Below are 21,834 nucleotides of genomic sequence, written 5' to 3' on the forward strand. Positions count from 1 at the left end.
CGGCGCGACTTCCGCCAACCAAGACTGGATCTCCCCATGCCTTCTTTCAAGACCCTCGACGATCTCACAGACATCCGCGGCAAGCGCGTTCTCGTCCGCGTCGACCTCAATGTTCCGGTCAAGGACGGCAAGGTCACCGATACGACGCGCATCGAGCGTGTGGCGCCGACGATCCTCGAACTGTCCAACAAGGGCGCCAAGGTCATCCTGCTGGCCCATTTCGGCCGACCGAAGGACGGGCCCTCGCCCGACCTGTCGCTGTCGCTGATCGCCCCTTCCGTCGAGGAAGTGCTTGATCACGCAGTGCTGACGGCCGCCGATTGCATCGGCGAAGCCGCCGCTTCCGCCGTCGCGGCGATGAAGGACGGCGATATTCTGCTTCTGGAAAACACCCGTTTCCACAAGGGCGAGGAAAAGAACGATCCTGACTTCACCAAGGCGCTTGCCGCCAACGGCGATGTCTATGTCAACGACGCCTTCTCCGCCGCCCACCGCGCCCATGCCTCGACCGAGGGCCTTGCTCACCACCTGCCGGCCTATGCCGGCCGCACCATGCAGGCCGAGCTGGAGGCGCTGGAAAAGGGCCTCGGCGATCCGGCCCGCCCCGTCGTCGCAATCGTCGGCGGCGCCAAGGTGTCCACCAAGATCGACCTCCTGATGAACCTGGTGAAGAAGGTCGATGCGCTCGTCATCGGCGGCGGCATGGCCAATACCTTCATCGCCGCCCGCGGCACCAATGTCGGCAAGTCGCTCTGCGAGCATGATCTCGCCGAAACCGCCAAGCAGATCATGATCGAGGCCGCGACTGCCGGCTGCGCCATCATCCTGCCGGAAGACGGCGTCGTTGCCCGCGAGTTCAAGGCAGGTGCCGCCAACGAGACGGTCGATATCAACGCCATTCCGGCCGATGCCATGGTGCTCGACGTCGGTACCAAATCCGTCGAAGCCATCAACAGCTGGATCGAGCGCGCGGCGACCCTAGTCTGGAACGGCCCGCTTGGCGCCTTCGAGATCGAGCCCTTCGATGCCGCAACCGTCGCTGCCGCGAAATACGCCGCCGGACGCACCACGGCCGGCAAGCTCACCTCCGTTGCCGGCGGCGGTGACACCGTCTCTGCCCTGAACCATGCCGGCGTCGCCGACGATTTCACCTATGTCTCCACGGCCGGCGGCGCCTTCCTCGAATGGATGGAAGGCAAGGAGCTTCCCGGCGTCGCCGTTCTCAATGCGAGCAGATAATTGCAAAGCCTGATTTGACAGGTTTTACATGCGGATAGACCGCGGAGGCCAAGCGCTTTTCGCGGTCTTTTGCTCAGGCCGCGGAAAAAATCCCACATTTTCAAACGATTGAATTGATTTCAATCGTTTCAATGACTTAGGCTTCCATTTTCCTCTCTATAAACTTCTGTTATCGCCGTTCTATATTCTTAAATCGCCGATGTTTAATGCAGTGGAGAGAACGAGATGAGCGAACGACTGGAAGACATTGCAGTGCAGATGGTTACGGGCGGCCGGGGACTGCTTGCAGCCGATGAATCGACCTCCACCATCAAGAAGCGTTTCGACACGATCAATCTCGAATCGACCGAAACGAGCCGTCGCGATTACCGCGAGATGCTCTTCCGCTCCGATGAGGCGATGAAGAAATATATCTCCGGCGTCATCCTCTATGAAGAGACGCTCTTCCAAAAGGCCGCGGACGGCACGCCTTTCGTCGATATCATCCGCGCCGCCGGCTCCATTCCCGGCATCAAGGTCGATACCGGCGCCAAGCCGATGGCCAAATATCCCGGCGAAACCATCACCGAAGGCCTCGATGGTCTCGGCGAGCGCCTTGCCCGCTATTATGAAGCCGGCGCCCGCTTCGCCAAGTGGCGCGGCGTCATCGCCATCTCCTCGTCGCTGCCGACCCGCGGTTCGGTCCGCGCCAACGCTCAGGCGCTCGCTCGTTATGCCGCACTCTGCCAGGAGGCCAAAATCGTTCCGATCGTCGAGCCGGAATGCCTGATGGACGGCAAGCCGGGCGACCACAATATCGACCGCTGCGCCGAAGTCACCGAATCCACGCTGCGCATCGTTTTTGAGGAACTCGCCGATGCCCGCGTCAGCCTCGAAGGCATGATCCTGAAGCCGAACATGGTCATCGACGGCAAGAACGCCCGCAAGGCCTCGGTCGCCGAAGTCGCCGAACGCACCGTGCAGGTGCTGAAGCGCACGGTTCCATCAGCGGTTCCCGGCATCGCCTTCCTTTCCGGCGGCCAGTCGACCGAAGAGGCGACAGCCCACCTTTCGGCCATCAATGCCACAGCCGACCTGCCCTGGTTCGTTACCTTCTCGTACGGCCGCGCCCTGCAGGACAGCGCGCTCAAGGCCTGGAACGGCAAACCGGAAAACGTCGCCGCCGGCCAGCGCGAATTCACCCACCGCGCCGAGATGAACAGCCTCGCCGCCAAGGGCAGCTGGAAGAAGGACCTGGAAAAGGCCGCTTGAGTTTCTGCGCTGGGATTCCGGGAGGAGCGGCAACCATAACGTTGCCGCTCCTCCCAACCCCTTCACCAACGAGCCTCTGGGGAAATCAGCCCAGCGCACATCCCCCATCATTGTCACGGCGACAAGAAACCGCTTCGTCCCGTCAAAGTCCGTGATTATCCATAGCGGCCCGCCACAACAGGAGCCGCGATGAATACCATTTCCTACGTCAGCGTCGATGTCTTCACCTCCACCCGCTTCGAGGGCAACCCGCTTGCCGTTATTTCCGATGCGCGGGGTCTCAGTGCTGCGGCGATGCAGAAGATCGCCACCGAATTCAACTATTCCGAAGTCACCTTCGTCCTGCCGCCTGATCGTCCGGAGAATTCCGCCCGCGTGCGCATCTTCACTCCGACGATGGAAATCCCCTTCGCCGGCCATCCGAATGTCGGCACCGCTTACGTGCTTGGCCAGCAGGCGGAAATCTTCGGTAAGCCGGTCGGCGATAGGCTGCGCTTCGAGGAAGAAGCCGGCATCGTCGAAGTCGAGCTGAGACGCAGCGGCGGAAAGATCGCAGCCACTGCCATCCGCGCGCCGCAGCCGCTGACGATCGGCGATACCATTGCCGCGGAAACCATCGCCCACTGCATCACGCTCGAACCCGGCGCCATCGTCGCGACCACCCATGCCCCGGTCTTCGCTTCCGTCGGCCTGAATTTCGCCATCGCAGAGCTAAACGGGCTGGAAGCGCTGGCCGCCGCCCGTGCGAACCTTGCCGGGTTCCAGGCAGCCGCCGGTCGCCAGACGACGAGCGGTCACGACTTCTCGCTCTTCGTTTACGCCAGAACAGCTGAAAATCCATGGACCATCCGCGCCCGCATGTTCGCGCCGCTCGACAATGTACCTGAGGATCCGGCAACCGGCAGCGCTTCCGCCGCTCTCGGCGCCTATCTCGTCTCGCTTGTACCGGACGCCGATATGAAGGTCCGCATCACCATTGAACAGGGCGTCGAAATGGGTCGCCGCAGCATTATCACCCTCGATGTCGTGAAATCGGGCGGCATCGTTACCGACGTCGTCATTTCGGGAAGCTGCATTTCCGTCATGCGCGGCGAAATCATCCTGCGGGACTGACGGCCACATCGAGGCTTGAATACGGGGCTTACATCAGGAAATCGCGCAACAGCAGGTCCAGTGCCCAAACACCGAAAGCGATCAGCGCGATCCTCCAGAAATCCATCCGCCGCCTGAGGCCGGGAAGCCCGAGCGGCTTGATCAGCTGTATCGCCATGGCAAGAATGAGCAGCAAGGCTATCAGCTTTGTCATGCTTTATTTTTTCCGTTTTTCGGAATGTCACAGGACGGACATTTTTCCGCGCGAACAAGAGGACCACGACACGCCGTAAAGACATTCCGGGGCACAATCAATCATCTTGAGGCTGGGCTGACGCCGGTCGTGCCTTATGTCCATTGCAAATCGCTGAAGACCGAGTCTGGGGAAATGAAGAGAAATCTGCTGTCCGTCGCCGCGCTGCTGTTTGGCACGCTCTTCCTTTTCATGGGCAATGGTCTGCAGGGCATCCTGCTTCCCGTGCGCGGCAATCTCGAAGGTTACGCCACGACGACGCTCGGCCTGCTCGGCACGTCATGGGCCGGGGGCTTCGTCATCGGCTGCCTGGTGGCGCCGAAACTGGTGCGCCGCGTCGGCCATGTCAGAGCTTTCTCCGGCTTCATCTCGATCATCGCCATCATCGCGCTGGTCAGTGGCATCATCATCGATCCGATCTGGTGGGTGGTCCTGCGCGCGGTGACCGGCTTCTCCACCGCCGGCACCTCGATGATCATCGAAAGCTGGCTGAATGAGCGCGCCAGCAACGAGAGCCGCGGCATGATCTTCTCACTCTATATCGGCATCACACTCATCGGCGTCGTCGGCGGCCAGATGATGATCCCGCTCGAGGACGTGCGCACGCCGGTGCTGTTCATGATTTGCGGCATCTTCTATTGCATCGCCATGCTGCCGACGACGCTGTCGACCGCCGCTTCGCCGCAGCCGCTGAAGGCGGTGCGCCTCGACCTGCCGGCGCTCTATCGCAACTCGCCGGTCTCCTGCCTCGGCATCCTGCTCGTCGGCATCGCCAACGGCGCCTATGGCACGCTCGGCGCCGTGTTCGGCGCCGGCGCCGGCCTCTCCGACACCAGCATCGCCGTCATGATGAGCGCCACCATTTTCGCCGGCGCCATGATGCAGCTGCCGGCCGGCCGGCTTTCCGATCGTATCGACCGGCGCTATGTGCTTGCCGCCATGTCCGGGGTCGCCGCCCTTGCCGGCCTGCTGATCTTTTTGCTGCACCCGACGTCGCCCGCCTTGCTGATCGGGCTCGTTGTCCTTTACGGTGCTGTGGCCAATACGCTCTATCCGATCGCCGTCGCCCACGCGAACGACTTCGCGGCATCGGAGGATTTCGTCAAGGTCTCCGGTGGCCTGCTGCTGCTCTACGGCATCGGCACGGTGATCGGCCCGACGATCGGCGGCCCCGTCATGTCGGTGATCACCCCGCACGCGCTTTTCCTGGTCACCGCCGTCGCCCATGTGCTGATCACCGTTTACGCCATCATCAGGAGCCGCATCCGCGCCGCCGTCCCGGCCAGCGACCGCGATGCCTACACGACGATCCCGACCGGCACCTCGCCGATGCTGACACCGCAAAGCATGTCGCTTGCCGATCGCGGCACCGGCAAAACTCCTGAAACCGGGAAGTCTCCCGAAAGCGGCGATCCTGCGGTAAAGTTCGGCTGAGCAATTTCGCGAAAAATGCGCAGCGGTTTGCGTCCGGAATTGCGTTAAAGCGATAGAACAGCAAACGGAGGACGAACCATGAGCTTCATCGACGACGACCGGCCGCAGAAAAAGGTCGCCCACGAGATCGGCGCCGATCTCTCCATGCTTTCGGTGGACGAGCTGAAGGCGCGGGTCGAATTGCTGAAGACGGAGATCGACCGTCTCGAAGCCGAGGCCGCTCGCAAGGCCTCCGGGCGGCAGGCGGCGGAAAACTTCTTCCGCTCGTAATCTGCTAAAAACTTCTGAAAACAAGGCTGTAGGCTTACAAAATGAGCCCGCCTCAAGTCTTAATCCGGCACAATGTTAATAGAATATTAAGCTTTATAAGATATTACTGTACTCATCCAGATTTTCTCTGGATTTCAGACAGTTTTCCAAGCGGTGAATTGGTCTGATTTTTCTCCCTGTTTTACCTTGAGAGCCGCTTTTGCGGCTCTTCTTTTTCCCATGGCCGGCGCATTTCCACGAAACTGTGGAGATTAACCCTTTCTTAAGAAACGGCTTGCGCATTTGGGCTAATGATACCATCTTAAAGTCATAGAGACCGGCACAGGAAACTTTTCCGTCTGTGCCGGCGTTACCTGAATATAAAGTAGCTGCGTGCAACAGGGACTATTGCGATGTCGGAAGTTGGATTGAACACGATCAGTTTTGCAGGCCGCGCCGCTGCATCCTCGCAGTTCAAGGCACTTTATGCGGAAGGCATGTCGCTGGTCGAAGAGACCGCCGCCTATCTCGATGGCCAGGGCCGCGCCGCCTCAAAGGTTCTGCCGCGGATGGCCTCGGTTCTCTACGCCGCAGAATCGATGCGCCTCACCACCCGCCTGATGCAGATGGCCTCCTGGCTGCTGTTGCAGCGCGCCGTCAACAATGGTGAAATGTCCCGCGACCAGGTACTGGCCGAGAAAAACAAGGTCCGCCTCGACGGCTTCAACGTCGATCGCGCCGCACCCGGCTGGGGCGACCTGCCGGAATCCTTCCGCGACCTCGTCGAGCGCTCGCTCCGTCTGCAGAACCGCATTGCTTTGCTCGACCGCGAGATCTACCGCCCGTCCGAAGCCGTGATCGTTCATGATAATCAGAACAGCGTCCAAGCCCAGCTTTCTCTGCTGCAGACCGCCTTCGGCAACAACTGACGCATCGCGAGAATTCGATACAGACCGGCTGCGCCCCGCGCGGCCGGTTTTTTGTTGTAGCCAAACACGCCTCAGCCAGCATAGACGCAAAAAAAGCCCGGCGAAACCGGGCTTCTTCAAATTCCGTCGAGCAGAAGCGATTAGAGGCCGAGGCCGCCGAAACGCTTGTTGAACTTGGAGACGCGGCCACCGCGGTCCATGAGCTGCTGGTTGCCGCCGGTCCAGGCCGGATGCGACTTGGAATCGATTTCGAGGTTCATGACGGCGCCTTCCGAACCCCAAGTCGAGCGGGTTTCGTACTCAGTGCCATCGGTCATGACCACCTTGATCATGTGATAGTCGGGATGGATGCCTGCCTTCATAACAATCTTCCTGCGATACCAGAGGTCAATTGACGCATGCAGTTGCGGCCAACGAACCGATTGAATAAATGAAGCCGCAGTCGTGGTGGCTACGGCTTCCCATTAGGATGCGGTGCCTATACATGAAGGACGCCGGGATAACAAGAGCCAACAGGCCGCATTGCGCGGGTCCTGCGGGCGATCGGAGACGATTTGGCAGAGCAGGCACAAGCTGAGGAAAACAAGAGGCGGTCGCTGCGGCCGCTCGGCAGGCTGACACCTTATGTCATGCGCTATCGCGGCATGGTGGCCGGGGCGCTGATATCGCTGGCGCTTGCCGCCGTCACCTCGCTGACACTGCCGCTTGCCGTGCGCCGGATGATCGATCACGGCTTCACCCAGTCCGACGGCCGCTTCATCAACAGCTACTTCGCCATGCTGTTGGTCATGGCTGTCGTGCTCGCGGTCGCGAGCGCGCTACGCTATTATTTCGTCATCACCATCGGCGAGCGCATCGTCGCCGATCTTCGCCGCGATGTCTTTGCCCATGTGACGAGGCTGTCGCCCTCCTTCTTCGACGTCAACCAGTCCGGCGAGATCGTCTCGCGCCTGACTGCCGATACGACGCAGATCAAATCAGCGGTCGGCGCCACCGCCTCGGTGGCCCTCAGGAACCTCATCCTCTGTATCGGCGCGATGGGCATGATGATCGTCACCTCGCCGAAGCTTTCGAGCCTCGTCATCGGCGCCATCCCGCTGATCGTCTTCCCGCTCGTCGCCTTCGGCCGCTCGGTGCGCAAGCGCTCGCGCGCCGCCCAGGATACGCTCGCCGAGGCTTCCGCCTTCGCCAACGAGACGATCGCCGCGACGCGCACCGTCCAAGCCTTCAACGGCGAGGATGCCGCAGCGACACGTTACGGCGCCGCCGTCGAATCCGCCTATGAAGCGGCCCGCGCCGCCATCCGCTCCCGCGCCCTGCTGACGGGGATCGCCATCACGCTGATCTTCGGCAGCGTCGTCGCCGTGCTCTGGTTCGGCGCCCATAGCGTGCTTGCTGGCACGCTTTCAGCCGGCACGCTCGGCCAGTTCCTGCTCTATGCCGTCATATCAGCCGGTTCGCTGGGTGCGCTGTCGGAGGTCTGGGGCGAACTTTCGCAGGCTGCCGGTGCCGCCGACCGGCTGACCGAACTCCTCGACGAGGTCTCGCCGATCGCCGCCCCCGCCAGCCCGCAGGCTCTCCCTTCGCCCGGCCGTGGCCGCGTCGAATTTTCCGGTGTGCATTTCGCCTATCCCTCGCGCCCCGGCAGATCGGCGCTGCATGGCTTAAGCTTCGCCATCACGCCGGGCGAGACCGTTGCCATCGTCGGTCCTTCCGGTGCCGGCAAGAGCACCGTCTTCTCGCTGCTTTTGCGCTTCTACGATCCACAGCAGGGCAGCGTGAAGATCGACGATGTCGACGCGCAACTGACGACGCCCGACGAGTTGCGCCAGCGCATCGCCATCGTGCCGCAGGACGTCACCATCTTTGCCGCCTCGATCCACGACAATATCGCTTTTGGTCGTCCCGGCGCCTCGCGTGACGAGGTTCGCGCCGCAGCCCTTGCCGCCCAGGCCGACGAGTTCATCACGCGGCTGGATCAGGGGTACGAGACCGAGGTCGGCGAGCGTGGCGTTACACTCTCGGGCGGCCAACGCCAGCGCATCGCCATCGCTCGTGCCATCCTGAAAAACGCGCCCGTGCTGCTGCTCGACGAGGCAACCTCCGCCCTCGATGCCGAAAGCGAGACGCTGGTGCAGAAGGCGCTCGACGGCCTGGTCGACGGCCGCACGACGCTCGTCATCGCCCATCGCCTGGCAACCGTGTTGAAGGCCGACCGCATCCTCGTCATGGATCAGGGCCGTGTCGTCGAAGAGGGCACGCATCAGAGCCTGATCCGCCATGGCGGCATCTACGCACGGCTGGCGCGGCTGCAATTCGACGCCGCCAACGAGGATGTGCTCGCCACCGCGAAATAGCCGGCATGCGTATCTCTGCAAGCAGCGACTAAAGTCTGACCTCCGCCGCGCTTCCCTGCGGTTGTTTTTCGCGCCCTCCGCCCTAACCTTTTCATTCCCCGGGGTGGGGATATTGCCGTTGAAATTCTTGGGAGGAGATAGGAATGGCGCTTTCCGATATGACGCGACGCACGGGCCTTGCGCTTGGCTTTGGTGTGCTTGCGGCCTTTGCTGCCGGCGCGTCTGCCACTGCTGCGGATTTTCCCGATCGCGCGATCACCATGGTCGTGCCCTTCGCGGCCGGCGGCTCGACCGACGTCGTTGCCCGCATCGTCGCGCAGAAAATGTCGGAGGATCTCGGCCAGCAGGTGATCGTCCAGAACGTCGCCGGCGCCGGCGGCAATCTCGGCGCCGGCAACGTCGCCCGGGCCGAACCTGACGGCTACACCATTCTGATGGGCACCGTCGCAACTCACGCCCTTAACCCGCTGATCCTCAAATCGACTCCCTATGACCCCGAGAAGGATTTCGCCCCGGTCTCGCTGCTTGTCGTCGTGCCGAACGTGCTGGTCGTCAATCCGGAATTGCCGGTAAAGACCGTGCAGGAACTGGTCGCGCTGCTGAAGGCCGAGCCCGACAAATACAGCTACGCCTCGTCCGGCAACGGCACGCCGCTGCATCTTTCCGGCGAACTCTTCAAGTCGATGGCCGGCGTCAGCATGCAGCACATCCCCTATAAGGGCGCCGGCCCGGCATTGAACGACGTCATCGGCAATCAGGTGCCGATCATGTTCGACAATCTGCCGTCCTCGTCCAGCCACATCAAAGCCGGCACCCTGCGGGCGCTGGCGGTGACGACGGCCGAACGCGCGCCTTCCTTTCCCGATGTGCCCACGATCGCCGAGTCAGGCATTCCAGGCTACGAAACCTATACCTGGAACGCGCTTTTCGCTCCGGCCAAGACGCCGAACGACGTGGTGATGCGCCTGAACGCCTCGGCCAAGAAAGCGCTCGCCGACCCTGCCGTCGCGGAACGGATGAAGGAATTCAGCGCCACCATCGTCGGCTCGACGCCGGAGCAACTCGCCGCCCATGTGAAGGCCGAGCTCGCCAAATGGGGACCGGTCGTCAAGGGCGCGAATATCCAGATGGAGTGAGACGAGCAGGCAATCGCTTGCCATCTCTTTGCTTGCGTCCAATCAGAGTGGTGACAATTGGACGCTAAGCAACCCAATTCTAATTAAGGCAGTGGAAAAGCTCGCCATTTTGATCTAGCCTCCCGATGCTGATGATTGCAATCCAGCGTTTCGGGAGACATCCATGTATAAATTCGAAGTTTATAAGGATAAGGCCGGCGAGTTCCGCTTCCGCTTCAAGGCATCGAACGGGGAAACCATGTTCCTTTCCGAAGGCTACAAGGCGAAGGCGTCCGCCATGAGCGCCATCGAATCGATCAAGAAAAACACGCCCAGTGCCGACGTCGTCGACCAGACGAAGGCCGAAGCCTGAGCAGAAGCAGTGGCGGCGTGAAACGCCGCCCTGCCCGCGCCTCCGAGCGCCACTGGCCCTTGAGCCCGGCGCGTTTGCCTGTGACCTTGGCGCCATTTCTCCTTTTTCGCATATTTTTTTAAGGCCATGTCGAAATGATCGCTGGCCGCGCCTCATTGTCTCGGAACGGCCGAACCGCTCCACCGGGCGTCACTATAGGATATCGGTTCTCTCCATCGGGATGCCTGGATCAACGCCAACAACGAGATCAGGAGTTTTTTATGCAATATGCTCTCATCATTCGCGAAGCCCCTGAGGATTTCGCCCGCCGTGACGATCCCGCCTATCGCGACGGCTGGGTCGCCTACAGCAAGGCGCTTGCCCAGGCAGGGATCATGACCGGCGGCGCCGGACTGACGGGCCCGGAGACCGGCACAATCGTGCGCCGCAAAGGCTGGGAACACGATGTTCAGGACGGACCCTATCCGGAAGGCAAGGAACAGCTCGGCGGCTTTTATCTGATCGACGTTCCCGACATCGACACCGCACTCGAATGGGCGACCCGCGTGCCGATCTCCGACAAGGGTTCGGTCGAGGTGCGCCCGCGCCTGCAGATGTGAGGTGACGATGCCGCCCGATGCCGGACGCGTTGCCGAAAGGGTGGCGCGTCAATCCTACGGCAAGCTGATCGCGTTCCTTGCCGCCCGCTCGCGCGATGTGCCGGCGGCGGAAGACGCATTGTCGGAAGCGCTGGCTTCGGCCCTACGCGTCTGGCCGGAGCGCGGCGTTCCCGACAATCCGGAAGCCTGGCTGCTGGTGGCGGCACGCCGCAACCTCATGCAGGCCACCCGCCACCGCACGGTCGCGGCCAATGCGCAACCGACGATATCGATCGCCTTCGAAGAAGCGGAGGAACGTATGAACGAGGCCGGCAACGCGGTCTTTCCCGATGAACGGCTGAAACTGCTCTTTGCCTGTACCCATCCCGCCATCGACAGCTCCGTGCATACGGCGCTGATGCTGCAGACCGTTCTCGGCATTGAGGCGCGAACCATCGCGCGGACCTTTGTCGTTTCACCGGAAACGATGAGCCAGCGGCTGGTGCGGGCCAAGGTGAAGATTCGCGATGCCGGCATTCCCTTCGCCGTTCCGCCGCGTCCCACCTTGCCCGGGCGGCTCGCCGCGGTGCTCTCGGCGATCTACGCCGCCTACGGCCTCGGCTGGGACGGTCTCGACGGCGAGGAAGAGCGTCATTCGCTTTCCGGCGAGGCGATCTGGCTCGGCCGAGCGCTTCTGGCAGTACTGCCGGACGAACCGGAGGCAATCGGCCTCCTCTCGTTGATGCTTCACTGCGAAGCCCGCCGCAGCGCCCGGCGCGACAGCGACGGCCGATATGTGCCGCTGGACGAGCAGGATATGGCTGCGTGGAACGCGATCATGATCGACGAGGCGGATGCATTGCTGCGTAAGGCCGGAGGTTTCGAGCGTTTCGGCCCCTTCCAGTGCCAGGCGGCAATCCAGTCCGTGCATGCCGCCCGCCGGCTGTCGGGAAAGACCGACTGGCAGGCGTTGACGATACTCTATGCGGCGCTGGTGACGATGAAGCCGACGCTGGGTGCCCGCGTCAGCCAGGCTGCTGTGATCGGCAGGGCGCTGAATGCCGCCGCCGGCCTGGAGCGGCTCGACCAGCTCGATCAGCGCGCGGTCGCAAGCTACCAACCCTACTGGGCGGTGCGTGCCTTTCTTCTGTCTGAGGCCGGCGACGATACCGCGGCGACCGACGCCTACATCGCAGCAATCGGCCTCAGCGAGAGTCCCGCCGTGCGTGACTTCCTGACAGGCCGGCAGAAGAAGGCGCGGCAGGCGATGTCAGATTTATCATTTCTCGGTCAACTTTAGCTCGATGCGGCGGTTGGTGGAGCGCGCATCCGCCGTATCGCCCGGTGCGATCGGCTGGAATTCACCGAAACCGGCGGCAACGAGCCGGTCCGCCGGCACGCCCTGCGCGATCAGGAACTTGACGACGGAAATCGCACGCGCCGAGGAAAGCTCCCAGTTGTCGCGATAACGGCCCGTTCCGGCAAGCGGCACATTGTCGGTGTGGCCGTCGACACGCAGCACCCAGTTGATCTCCGGCGGAATTTCCTTGGCGAGATCGAGAAGAGCGGCGGCAAGCTTTGCCATCTCCGTCTGACCTTCCGGGTTGAGGTCGGCGCCGCCCGAGGGAAACAGCACTTCCGACTGAAAGACAAAACGGTCGCCGACGATGCGAATATTCTCGCGATCGGACAGGATCTCGCGCAGGCGGCCGAAGAAGTCGGAGCGATAACGGTTCAGCTCCTGCACGCGCGCGGCGAGCGCCACGTTGAGGCGGCTGCCGAGATCGGCGATCTTCGTCTGCGAGACCCGGTCTTTCTCCTCCGACGCCTGAAGGGCGGCTTCGACGGCGGCGATCTGGCTGCGAAGTGCGGCGATCTGCTGGTTCAAGAGTTCGACCTGGCTGAGCGCCCGCTCGCTCACCTGCTTCTGCTCGTCGAGCTCCTGCGTCATGGTGCCGATCTTCTTCTGCGCCGCATCCTGACCGCCGGAACCGGCGCTCAGCAGCGCCTGCAGCCGCGAGCGATCGCCTTCGGCACTGGCAAGCGAGGCCTGCAGGTTGGCGACCGAATCCTGGAGATCCTGGTTGCTGCCCTTTTCGAGTGCCAGAAGCTGCGTCAGTTCGTTGATCTGGCTGTTGAGGCGACTGAGCACCTCATCACGCCCAGTGATCTCGCGACTGAGGATGAACTGCCCGACGACAAAGACCGTCAGCAGGAACATGATCGAGATGAGCAGCGTCGACAGCGCATCGACGAAGCCCGGCCAGTAATCCACCGTGCGTTCGCGGCGCCGATTGCGGGCAAGAGCCATGGCTTACTTGCCCTCGCTCGTTTCTGTCTGGCTGGCGCGGTCGCGCAAACGCTCGCCACGGTCGCCGCGATCGCCTGCCCGCTCCTGCACGCCGATACGTTCGGCAAGCCGGTCGAGCGTCCGGCGCATTGCCTTCGCCTCGTCCTGCTGCACCTCGATCCAGTCGCGCAACATCTGCTGCTCGTTGCGCATGTTCTTGACGAGGCCTTGAATGCCTTCGGCAAGGCTCGCCATGGCGGCGACGGAGCGCTGGTTGCCGGTGCCGCCCTCTTCGGAGACCTTGCGCAGATAATCGGAAAGCGCGCGCATGTCGTCCGAGGAAGCCCCGGCGACGGCGTCGAGGGCCGGGGCAAGGTCGGAGCCGACATCTGTGACCGAGGAGAGCCAGTTTTCCAGCTCCATGTAGAAGCGGTTCTGCGCGCGGCCGGCCTGCAGGTCGAGGAAGCCGAGAATGAGCGAACCGGAAAGGCCGAGCAGCGAGGAGGAGAAGGCCTGGCCCATGCCCGAAAGCGGCATCGAGAGCCCTTCCTTCAGCGCCGAGAGCACGTCCCCCGTGCCGTTCGAACTGGCATCGAGCGACTGGATGACGATGCTGATCGAGCCGATCGTGCCGATGAGACCCCAGAAGGTGCCGAGCAGGCCGAGGAAGACAAGCAGGCCGATCAGGTAGCGCGAGACGTCGCGTGATTCGTCGAGGCGGGTAGCAATCGAATCGAGGATCGAGCGCAGCGCCGTCGTCGACAGCGCCACGGAGGTCTTGCGGCTGCCGATCAGCGCCCGCATCGGCGCAAGCAGCCGCGGATTGCGGTTGACCTTGTCGGCACTGCCGGCGGCGCGGAACGAGTTGAACCAGCGCACTTCGGGGCGAAGCGCCAGTACATGGTTGAAAACAAGAATGATTCCGACTGCGAGAACGCCGACGATCAGGCCGTTGAGGCCCGGATTGTGCATGAAGGCGGTCTGCGTCTGCCGGAAGAGGATGGCGGCGATAAAGCCGACGATGACGAGGAAAAGCAGCATCGTCCAGAGGAAGGGCATGGGGCTGGAAAGCCTGTAGGCATAACCGCTGGCCGTCTTTTCGGTGGAGCCGATCTCCGCCACATTCACATTTTCCATAGGGTCCGCTGCCTCCGGAGTCATTGCTGGCGGAGACTAGAGCAACATTGTGCCGAATTGAAGTATGCCGGGGCGAAAAGCGTGACTTTACAACAGCCGGATTTTCGTTGGCTTACTTGGCGGGAATCGGCCGCTTGACGACTTCTATCAGCGCCTTGTGGATGATCTCGTTGCCGGCGACGATCGCGCCGCTGTCCAGAATGGCCGTGCCGCCGTCCCAATCGGTGGCGAAACCGCCGGCTTCGCGGATGAGCAGGATGCCGGCTGCCATGTCCCAGGGCGCAAGTTCCGCTTCCCAGAAACCGTCGAAGCGCCCGGCCGCGACATAGGCGAGATCGAGCGTCGGCGAACCCAGGCGGCGGATGCCCGCCACTTCGCCCATCACGTGGCGAAGCTCGACCAGGAACTTGCCGTGATTTCGCTTGCCGAGCGCCGGCACGCCACAGCCGATGACGCAATCCGACAGCGTCCGGCGCGCGGCGACCCGCAGGCGCCGGTCGTTGAGGAAGGCGCCGCCGCCGCGCTCGGCGGTATAGAGTTCGTCGGTTGCCGGATTGAAGACGACGGCGGCCACGATTTCGCCGTTGCGTTCGAGCGCGATCGAGACGGCGAAGGCCGGGATGCCGTGCAGGAAGTTCGTCGTGCCGTCGAGCGGGTCGACGATCCAGCGATGCGCGCCGTCCGTGCCCTTGATCTCTTCGCTTTCCTCGCCGAGGAAGCCATAGGTCGGCCGCGCCTTCAGGAGCTCTTCCCTGACGATCTTCTCGGCCTTACGATCGGCGGTGGAAACGAAGTCGCCCGGCCCCTTCACGGAAACCTGCAGATTCTGCACTTCGCCGAAATCACGTCCCAGCGATTTTCCTGCCTTGAGGGCAGCCTGAACCATGACATTGAGAAGAGCTGAACGGGCCATCGGCGCATTTTCCTTGGGACTGATACGAGGTGCGCGCTGCCAGGGGCGGGAAGTGTCCCTGAACATGCATGACAGACAGCGCTGCAAAGATTGGCGGCCTCAAGACCACAAAATCGGGGAAATTTCAAGGGGAGGCATGCATGGCTGCCCTGCGGCGCCGGAAACCGCCGATTATGCTGAATGGATCAAATCCGGCGCAATCGCCCGAGACCACCCGCCCGGCTTGGATTCCCTCGACATCGATCTCAGAACTTCTGCTGCGTCATCAGCACTTCGCGGGCGATCTGATCGAGCGGCAGGATACGGTCGACGCCGCCCTTGGCGATCGCCTCCTTCGGCATGCCGAACACGATCGAGCTCGCCTCGTCCTGCGCCACCGTATAGGCGCCGGCCTGATGCATTTCCAGCATGCCCAGCGCACCGTCGTCGCCCATGCCGGTCATGATGATTCCCATGGCATTCGAGCCGGCCGAGCGCGCTGCCGAGCGGAACAGCACGTCGACCGAAGGCCGATGGCGGGACACCAGCGGTCCGGTCTTCACGCTCACATGGTAGCGCGCCCCCTGGCGCTCGAGCAGCATGTGCTTGTCGCCTGGCGCGATCAGCACATGGCCGCGCAGCACCGGATCGCCATCGACGGCTTCCTTGACCTCGACCTCGCAGAGACCGTTCAGCCGCTTGGCGAAGGCGGCGGTGAATTTCTCCGGCATATGCTGGACGATCACCATACCAGGCGCATTGGCCGGCAATGCCTCCAGGAATTCGCGCAACGCTTCGGTGCCGCCAGTGGAGGCGCCGACGCAGACGACCATCTCCGTCGTCTTCGCCATGGCCCGCCCCGTCGGCGGCGGCAGCATGACATCCGCCGACAGCTTCTTGGCCGGCCCTTCCGGCGAAGCCGTGCGGATGGTTCCGGCAGCGCGGCGCACAGTGGAAAGCCGCGCATGCGAGGCACTCTTGACGACTTCGCGAATACGCATGGCATCATCGGCGAGGCTGTCGGCGGCGCCGATCTTCGATTTCAGGATGACGTCCACGGCACCGGCCTCCAGCGCCTGGAGCAGCGTCTCGGAACCCGCTTCCGTCAGCGACGAACACATCACGACGGGGATCGGCCGCTGCGACATCAGCTTGCGAAGAAAGGTGATGCCGTCCATGCGCGGCATTTCCACATCGAGCGTAATGACGTCGGGGGTCTCCTCCAGCAGCTTCCGCGCCGCCACGAAGGGGTCGGATGCGACCGCCATGATCTCGATATCGGGATCCTGCTCCAGCACATGGGTCAGCGTCTGGCGGACACTGGCGGAATCGTCGATGATGAGAACACGGATTTTCTTACGCATGAATGCTCCTGGAGCATGGTGCCGAAAGATAGAGCATGCCGGCAATTCGAAGAAAAGCGGACATGCTCTAGCTAGAGCAATTCCAGCAAAAGTGTGCAGCGGTTTTGCGTCCGGAATTGCGTTAAAACAAAGAGATAGAGCATTTTCGTGATTCGAAGAAAAACGAAAATGCTCTAGATACGCTGAAACACCGTGTTCGAGACCTGCTTCAAAGGCAGATCGAAGCCGGTGATGGATTCGGAATGGCCGATGAATATGTACCCCCCCTTCGCCAGGCAATCGCAGAGGCGGTTGAGCACACCGGCCTGGGTCTGCTTGTCGAAGTAGATGAGCACGTTGCGGCAGAAGATGACGTGCATCGGCTCGCCGATCGGATATTTCTCATCCATCAGGTTCATGCGGGCAAAACCCACCTTGCTGCGCAGTTTCGGCGTGATGCGCACCTCCCGCCGCTCCGGCTGCTTGGCCGTCAGCACATATTTGCGCTGCAGGTCGCGCGGCACCGGCGCAATGAGATCTTCCGGATAGATGCCCCGGCGCGCCGTCTGCAGCACGTCGGTGGAAAGATCGGTCGCCAGCACGCTGTAGGAGACGTCCTTGCGGCCCTCGGCGAATTCTGCCAGCACCATCGCCATCGTGTAGGGTTCCGCCCCCGTCGAACAGGCCGAACTCCAGGTGCGGATGGTCCGCGCGCCGCTGCTGACGATCACAGGCAACGCCACGCTCTGCAAGTAGTCGAAATGCTTGGCTTCCCGGAAGAAGTCGGTCTTGTTCGTCGTCACTACGTCGATCAGGTAGACGGTTTCCTGGGCGAGGCCATCGTGGTTGAACAGGAAGTCGCAGTAATCGTCGAAGGTCGAATGGCTGGTTGCGCGCAGGCGCCGCCTCAGCCGCCCTTCGAGCATCGTCAGCTTGGTTGGCGGCATCTTGATGCCGCTGTAGTCGTAGATGAACCGGGCAAGCTTTTCAAAATTGCGCTTGCTGATCCGGTCGCCCGGCGATTGGCTTTCCACCGCTGCTGCCATACTCATAGAACGCAGTACTCCAAATTGACGCGCGGTCAGGCCGCCGATTGCAGTGCCGAGGCGTCCTCGCGCGACAAGAGTCGCGCGAGATCGATGATGACGACGAAACCATTTTCACGGCGAACGACCCCGGCAATATAGTCCGAGCGCCAGCGCACGCCGATATCGGGCGCCGTCTCGATCTGGTCACGCCGGAACGGCGTGACCTCGAAGACGCGATCGGCGACGAGACCGAGGGTGAGCAGCCGGCTTTCCAGCGGCACGTCGAGGACGAGCACCCGCGTATGCGGCGTCGGCAAGGTCTTCGTCATGCCGAGCTTCAATCGAAGGTCGATCGTCGGCACGCCCTGCCCGCGCACGTCGCGCAGGCCGAGCAGATAGTCGGGACCGTTCGGAATCTTGAAAGCTTCCGCATAGTCGAGAATTTCCCGGACGACCTCAACCGGGACGGCGAAGATTTCCTCGCCGAGGCTGAAGGTCACGAATTGCGCTTCCAGAGATGTCGGAGCCATGATCAGGCGCTTTCCTTGAATTCGGCGTCCCCATCATCGGGACCGCCCATGGAGAGATCGAGAGCAAAACCCTTTGCCCGTGCCTGCTGGCCGGCGACGCTGTTGGCCGCCGGTTTCCGGACACCGAGCTTGCGGCCGGCGATGGGAGCCGAGCTGCGGACAGTCACTCTTGCAGCCGGCGTGCGGGATTGGCGGTCGCCTGTCGTATCGACCTTGAAGAAGGCGATCGAAGCCTGCAGTTCTTCGGCCTGGGAGGCAAGCTCCTCGGAGGTCGCCGACATCTCTTCGGAAGCGCCGGCATTCTGCTGCGTCACCCGGTCGAGCTGCTGGATCGCTTCATTGATCTGTGAAGCGCCGATATCCTGTTCGCGGCAGGCCGCGCTGATTTCGGAGACCAGCTCGGCGGTCTTGCGGATGTCGGGCACCAGACGGCCGAGCATGTCGCCGGCGTCCTGAGCGGCCTTGACCGTATCGCTCGACATCGAGCTGATCTCGGAGGCGGCCGACTGGCTGCGCTCGGCAAGCTTGCGGACCTCAGAGGCGACGACCGCAAAACCCTTACCATGTTCGCCGGCACGCGCCGCTTCGACAGCGGCGTTGAGCGCCAGGAGATCGGTCTGGCGGGCGATTTCCTGGACGACGCTGATTTTCTCGGCAATGGTCCGCATCGCCTGTACGGCACGCGACACCGCTTCACCGCTCATCTCCGCATCCTTGGCCGACTGGCGGGCGATCTTTTCGGTCTGTGCCGCATTGTCGGCATTCTGCTTGATGTTGGCGGCCATCTCCTCCATCGAAGCGGAAGCCTCCTCGGCGGAAGCCGCCTGTTCGCTGGCGCCCTGCGACACTTGTTCGGAACTCGAGGACAGTTCCTGGCTGCCGGCCGAAACATTTTCCGCAGCCGCGACCGCATCGGCGACCACACCGCGCAGGCGCTCGACCATTTGCTCGAGCGCGATGCCGAGCGTGTCCTTCTGCGAAAGCGGCTTCGGGGACACCGTCAGGTCGCCGTCGGCAATCTGCGTGGCGATCTCCGCGGTAGTGCGAAGGTTGCCCGTCATGGTGTTGATCATGTTGACCAGATCCTTGATCTCGTCATTGCTCCTGATCTCGACCTTCTGGTTCAAGTCACCGATGGCGACCGCGCTGGCAACGTTCATGATCTTGCGCAGGCCGCTATTGACGCCGAGCGCGATCCACAGCGCAGCGGCGAAAGCGATGAGGGAAGCCCCGATTGCGAGACCGACCAGCATGTTCCTGGTTGAGCTATAAAGAGCATCGGTATCGCTATCGGCTTGCGCCATCGACTTCTGCTGAAGAGCAACGAGTCTTCCGAAAACCTCTTCCATTTCCGTGACGAGGGCGCGAACCTCCCCTGAGGAAAGCGCCACGGCCCCTGCTCTGTCGCCGCTTTGCTGAATGGAAGCTACTTTGTTAGAGCCTTCATCAAAACGCTTGGCCAAATCGATCAGCCTGTCCCAGAGGGGCTTGCCTTCTGCCGTTGCGAGCTGCAGGCCGCTTGTCGCGAAGCCGAGCATTTCATCCACGCTTTTCGCCGAATTCTGATAGTCCTTTTTGACGATTTCGGAATCCGCTTCCAGAAGCGCGTTCTTCTGCCAGCGGACCGCATCAAGCTCGGCAGTTTGCGCCTCCAGAGCCATTTCCAGCCTTTTTGCAGGCCCGGAAACAAGGTCGCCGACAGCGTCGTTCAGTGAACTGAGGCTGATGATTCCATAGACCGCGCTGCCCACCAGTAACAGGATAACAAAGCCGAAAGCGGCTGCGAGTTTAAGTTTGATCGTAATACGCATCTCAATATTCCTCTCTGAGAGCGAGGCGATAAATATGGTCCAGGCGGCGCTGCATCATGCAGCAAAGAAATTCCGGTGGGCGAAAACATGCCACGGAAGGAAGTAAATATACTTTCAGCGCCGGCTCCCCGGGCCGGAACTATGTGTCGCGAGCCAGGCTGGCCGGCCCGCGACGGTTGCAAACGGGGATAGCGCTCATGAGCTTCCCCAGGGGAGCGCTATGCACTCTCCCGAAAATCGTCGTCGCCGGCATCAGGACCGCCCATCGACATGTCGAGAGCAAAGCCCTTGAGACGCTGCTGCTGCGCCGAAACCGTCTGGCCGCGGCCCTGCGGCGCCGGTTTACGGGCTGCGGCCGGGGTTTTGAGCACCTTGGCCGCAGTTTTCGGCTGCGCCTTGTGGGCGCCGGGCCGCGTGCTGCCGGCTGCATCGACCTTGAAGAAGGCGATCGACGTCTGCAGTTCTTCGGCCTGGGAAGCGAGCTCCTCGGAAGTCGCCGACATCTGTTCGGAGGCGCCGGCATTCTGCTGCGTCACCTTGTCGAGCTGCTGGATCGCCTCGTTGATCTGCGAAGCGCCGATATCCTGTTCGCGGCAGGCCGCGCTGATCTCGGAGACCAGCTCGGCGGTCTTGCGAATGTCGGGCACCAGGCGGCCGAGCATGTCGCCGGCATCGGCGGCAGCCTTGACCGTATCGCTCGACATCGAGCTGATTTCGGCAGCGGCCGACTGGCTGCGCTCGGCAAGCTTGCGGACCTCCGAGGCGACCACCGCAAACCCCTTGCCGTGCTCGCCGGCACGCGCCGCTTCGACCGCGGCGTTGAGCGCCAAGAGATCGGTCTGACGGGCGATTTCCTGGACGATGCCGATCTTCTGGGCGATCGTGCGCATGGCGTCGACGGCACGCGTCACCGCTTCACCGCTCATCTCCGCGTCCTTGGCCGACTGACGGGCGATCTTTTCGGTCTGTGCCGCATTGTCGGCGTTCTGCTTGATATTGGCGGCCATCTCCTCCATCGAAGCGGAAGCCTCTTCAGCCGAAGCTGCCTGCTCCGTGGCGCCCTGCGACACCTGCTCGGAGCTTGCCGAAAGCTGCTGGCTGCCCGACGAAACGTTTTCGGCAGCCGACAGTGCGTCGGCGACGACGCCGCGCAGACGCTCGATCATGATGTTGACGTTGCCCAGAAGCTCGCCGATTTCGTCGTGGCCGGTGATCTCGGCCATCTTCGTCAGATCGCCTTCCGACACTTCGCGAACCACGGTGTTGGCGCGGCCAAGGCCCTTGCTGATCGTGTTGGCGATCCATAAAGCGGTGAGGGCAGCGATCAGCAGAGCGACGGCGGCGACCACAACCATCGTCATGCGCGTCGTCTCATACTGGTTCTGGGCGCCATCGTCGGCAGCCTTCATGCGCTGCTTTTCAAGCGTCAGGATTTCGCTGAGCGTCGAGTCGATACCGTTGGCAGCCGCCCGCGCCGTCGTGACGGAGATGGTGTTTGCACCTTCCGCATTACCGGCCTTCACCAGATCACGGATCTGATCATCGGCCGCATCGAAGGTCTTGGAAAGTTCGGCAATGCGCGCCCAGCGCGCCTTGCCTTCTTCCGTTGCCAACGCCAGAACCTGGCTGAACGCACTGGCGAAGTCCTTGCGAGCCTGATCGCCCTTCGCGATTGCACCGGTCGTCTCGTCAGCGCTGCGCGCCGTGAGCAGGTTCTTCTGTTGGCGGATCGCCTCGAGCTGGGCAATATTGATCTGCTGTGCGAGATCGAGGCGGGCTGCCGGGCCGGCGAGAAGCCTGTCGATCGTGTCGTTTAGCGATCCAAGGCTGAAGACACCGTAAGCGGCGGTGCCCATGAGCATCAGAATGATGAAGGTGAACGCAGTCACCAGTTTGGTCTTGATTGTCAGTCGCATCGTCAAACCCCCATGTT

The 21,834-nt window shown here is 62.3% G+C and carries 21 protein-coding genes; 11 read left to right on the forward strand and 10 right to left on the reverse strand.

Annotated elements, in window-relative coordinates; genetic code table 11:
- Positions 1-36 precede the first annotated feature (36 nt).
- The 3 genes from pgk to QMO82_RS19220 all read left to right on the forward strand — a co-directional run bounded on the left by pgk (position 37) and on the right by QMO82_RS19220 (position 3,603).
- Complete coding sequence (gene pgk, locus QMO82_RS19210) at positions 37-1,239, forward strand: phosphoglycerate kinase (RefSeq protein WP_183609578.1); 1,203 nt, start codon at positions 37-39, stop codon at positions 1,237-1,239.
- A gap of 225 nt (positions 1,240-1,464) precedes the next feature.
- The gene (locus QMO82_RS19215; protein WP_183609576.1) at positions 1,465-2,490 is read left to right on the forward strand and encodes a class I fructose-bisphosphate aldolase; all 1,026 of its coding nucleotides are present in this window, start codon (positions 1,465-1,467) and stop codon (positions 2,488-2,490) included.
- 189 nt (positions 2,491-2,679) lie between these two features.
- Positions 2,680-3,603, forward strand: coding sequence for a PhzF family phenazine biosynthesis protein (locus QMO82_RS19220; protein ID WP_183609575.1), 924 nt, complete (start codon positions 2,680-2,682; stop codon positions 3,601-3,603).
- Between the two features lie 28 nt (positions 3,604-3,631).
- Here the strand turns inward: QMO82_RS19220 and QMO82_RS19225 are convergent, their stop codons facing one another.
- Positions 3,632-3,796 (reverse strand): hypothetical protein, encoded by a 165-nt coding sequence (locus QMO82_RS19225; RefSeq protein ID WP_097621222.1) that lies wholly within the window; start codon positions 3,794-3,796, stop codon positions 3,632-3,634.
- Between the two features lie 174 nt (positions 3,797-3,970).
- Between QMO82_RS19225 and QMO82_RS19230 the strand changes: the two genes are divergently transcribed.
- The 3 genes from QMO82_RS19230 to QMO82_RS19240 all read left to right on the forward strand — a co-directional run bounded on the left by QMO82_RS19230 (position 3,971) and on the right by QMO82_RS19240 (position 6,447).
- Positions 3,971-5,269 carry an MFS transporter gene (locus QMO82_RS19230; RefSeq protein WP_183609574.1) on the forward strand — a complete coding sequence of 433 codons (1,299 nt, stop codon included), beginning with the start codon at positions 3,971-3,973 and terminating at the stop codon, positions 5,267-5,269.
- A 78-nt stretch (positions 5,270-5,347) separates the two neighbouring features.
- Positions 5,348-5,539 carry a DUF1192 domain-containing protein gene (locus tag QMO82_RS19235; protein WP_097621224.1) on the forward strand — a complete coding sequence of 64 codons (192 nt, stop codon included), beginning with the start codon at positions 5,348-5,350 and terminating at the stop codon, positions 5,537-5,539.
- A gap of 392 nt (positions 5,540-5,931) precedes the next feature.
- A complete protein-coding gene (locus QMO82_RS19240) occupies positions 5,932-6,447 on the forward strand; it encodes a DUF1465 family protein (RefSeq protein WP_003542804.1) in 516 nt (171 codons plus the stop codon).
- A 140-nt stretch (positions 6,448-6,587) separates the two neighbouring features.
- Here the strand turns inward: QMO82_RS19240 and rpmE are convergent, their stop codons facing one another.
- The gene (gene rpmE / locus QMO82_RS19245) at positions 6,588-6,809 is read right to left on the reverse strand and encodes a 50S ribosomal protein L31 (protein ID WP_003566413.1); all 222 of its coding nucleotides are present in this window, start codon (positions 6,807-6,809) and stop codon (positions 6,588-6,590) included.
- A gap of 192 nt (positions 6,810-7,001) precedes the next feature.
- Here rpmE and QMO82_RS19250 point away from each other — a divergent pair, with 192 nt between their 5' ends.
- From QMO82_RS19250 to QMO82_RS19270, 5 genes are all read left to right on the forward strand, one after another.
- Positions 7,002-8,804, forward strand: coding sequence for an ABC transporter transmembrane domain-containing protein (locus tag QMO82_RS19250; RefSeq protein ID WP_183609573.1), 1,803 nt, complete (start codon positions 7,002-7,004; stop codon positions 8,802-8,804).
- A gap of 143 nt (positions 8,805-8,947) precedes the next feature.
- Positions 8,948-9,940 (forward strand): tripartite tricarboxylate transporter substrate binding protein, encoded by a 993-nt coding sequence (locus QMO82_RS19255; RefSeq protein WP_183609572.1) that lies wholly within the window; start codon positions 8,948-8,950, stop codon positions 9,938-9,940.
- A gap of 163 nt (positions 9,941-10,103) precedes the next feature.
- Positions 10,104-10,292, forward strand: a complete 189-nt coding sequence (locus QMO82_RS19260; RefSeq protein ID WP_003566419.1) for a YegP family protein — start codon at positions 10,104-10,106, stop codon at positions 10,290-10,292.
- Positions 10,293-10,552: 260 nt separating this feature from the next.
- Entirely contained in the window at positions 10,553-10,891 is a 339-nt protein-coding gene (locus tag QMO82_RS19265) for a YciI family protein (protein WP_183609571.1), read from the forward strand.
- Positions 10,892-10,898: 7 nt separating this feature from the next.
- Entirely contained in the window at positions 10,899-12,170 is a 1,272-nt protein-coding gene (locus tag QMO82_RS19270) for an RNA polymerase sigma factor (protein WP_183609661.1), read from the forward strand.
- Here QMO82_RS19270 and QMO82_RS19275 read toward each other — a convergent pair.
- The 8 genes from QMO82_RS19275 to QMO82_RS19310 all read right to left on the reverse strand — a co-directional run bounded on the left by QMO82_RS19275 (position 12,150) and on the right by QMO82_RS19310 (position 21,817).
- Positions 12,150-13,181, reverse strand: coding sequence for a peptidoglycan -binding protein (locus tag QMO82_RS19275; protein WP_183609570.1), 1,032 nt, complete (start codon positions 13,179-13,181; stop codon positions 12,150-12,152). The genes QMO82_RS19270 and QMO82_RS19275 overlap by 21 nt on opposite strands.
- Positions 13,182-13,184: 3 nt before the next feature.
- Positions 13,185-14,297: a flagellar motor protein MotA gene (locus QMO82_RS19280; protein WP_183609569.1), complete on the reverse strand. Its 1,113-nt coding sequence runs from the start codon at positions 14,295-14,297 to the stop codon at positions 13,185-13,187.
- A 112-nt stretch (positions 14,298-14,409) separates the two neighbouring features.
- Positions 14,410-15,210: an inositol monophosphatase family protein gene (locus QMO82_RS19285; RefSeq protein ID WP_183609568.1), complete on the reverse strand. Its 801-nt coding sequence runs from the start codon at positions 15,208-15,210 to the stop codon at positions 14,410-14,412.
- Positions 15,211-15,455: 245 nt separating this feature from the next.
- Positions 15,456-16,553, reverse strand: coding sequence for a chemotaxis response regulator protein-glutamate methylesterase (locus QMO82_RS19290; protein WP_183609567.1), 1,098 nt, complete (start codon positions 16,551-16,553; stop codon positions 15,456-15,458).
- A gap of 173 nt (positions 16,554-16,726) precedes the next feature.
- The gene (locus QMO82_RS19295; protein WP_183609566.1) at positions 16,727-17,584 is read right to left on the reverse strand and encodes a protein-glutamate O-methyltransferase CheR; all 858 of its coding nucleotides are present in this window, start codon (positions 17,582-17,584) and stop codon (positions 16,727-16,729) included.
- 29 nt (positions 17,585-17,613) lie between these two features.
- Complete coding sequence (locus tag QMO82_RS19300; RefSeq protein ID WP_183609565.1) at positions 17,614-18,090, reverse strand: chemotaxis protein CheW; 477 nt, start codon at positions 18,088-18,090, stop codon at positions 17,614-17,616.
- Positions 18,091-18,092: 2 nt separating this feature from the next.
- On the reverse strand, positions 18,093-19,901 hold the full coding sequence (locus QMO82_RS19305; protein WP_183609564.1) for a methyl-accepting chemotaxis protein: 1,809 nt from the start codon (positions 19,899-19,901) through the stop codon (positions 18,093-18,095).
- Positions 19,902-20,119: 218 nt separating this feature from the next.
- Positions 20,120-21,817, reverse strand: coding sequence for a methyl-accepting chemotaxis protein (locus QMO82_RS19310; RefSeq protein ID WP_183609563.1), 1,698 nt, complete (start codon positions 21,815-21,817; stop codon positions 20,120-20,122).
- Positions 21,818-21,834 lie beyond the last annotated feature (17 nt).

Source organism: Rhizobium sp. BT04 (assembly GCF_030053135.1).
Lineage (GTDB): Bacteria > Pseudomonadota > Alphaproteobacteria > Rhizobiales > Rhizobiaceae > Rhizobium > Rhizobium binxianense.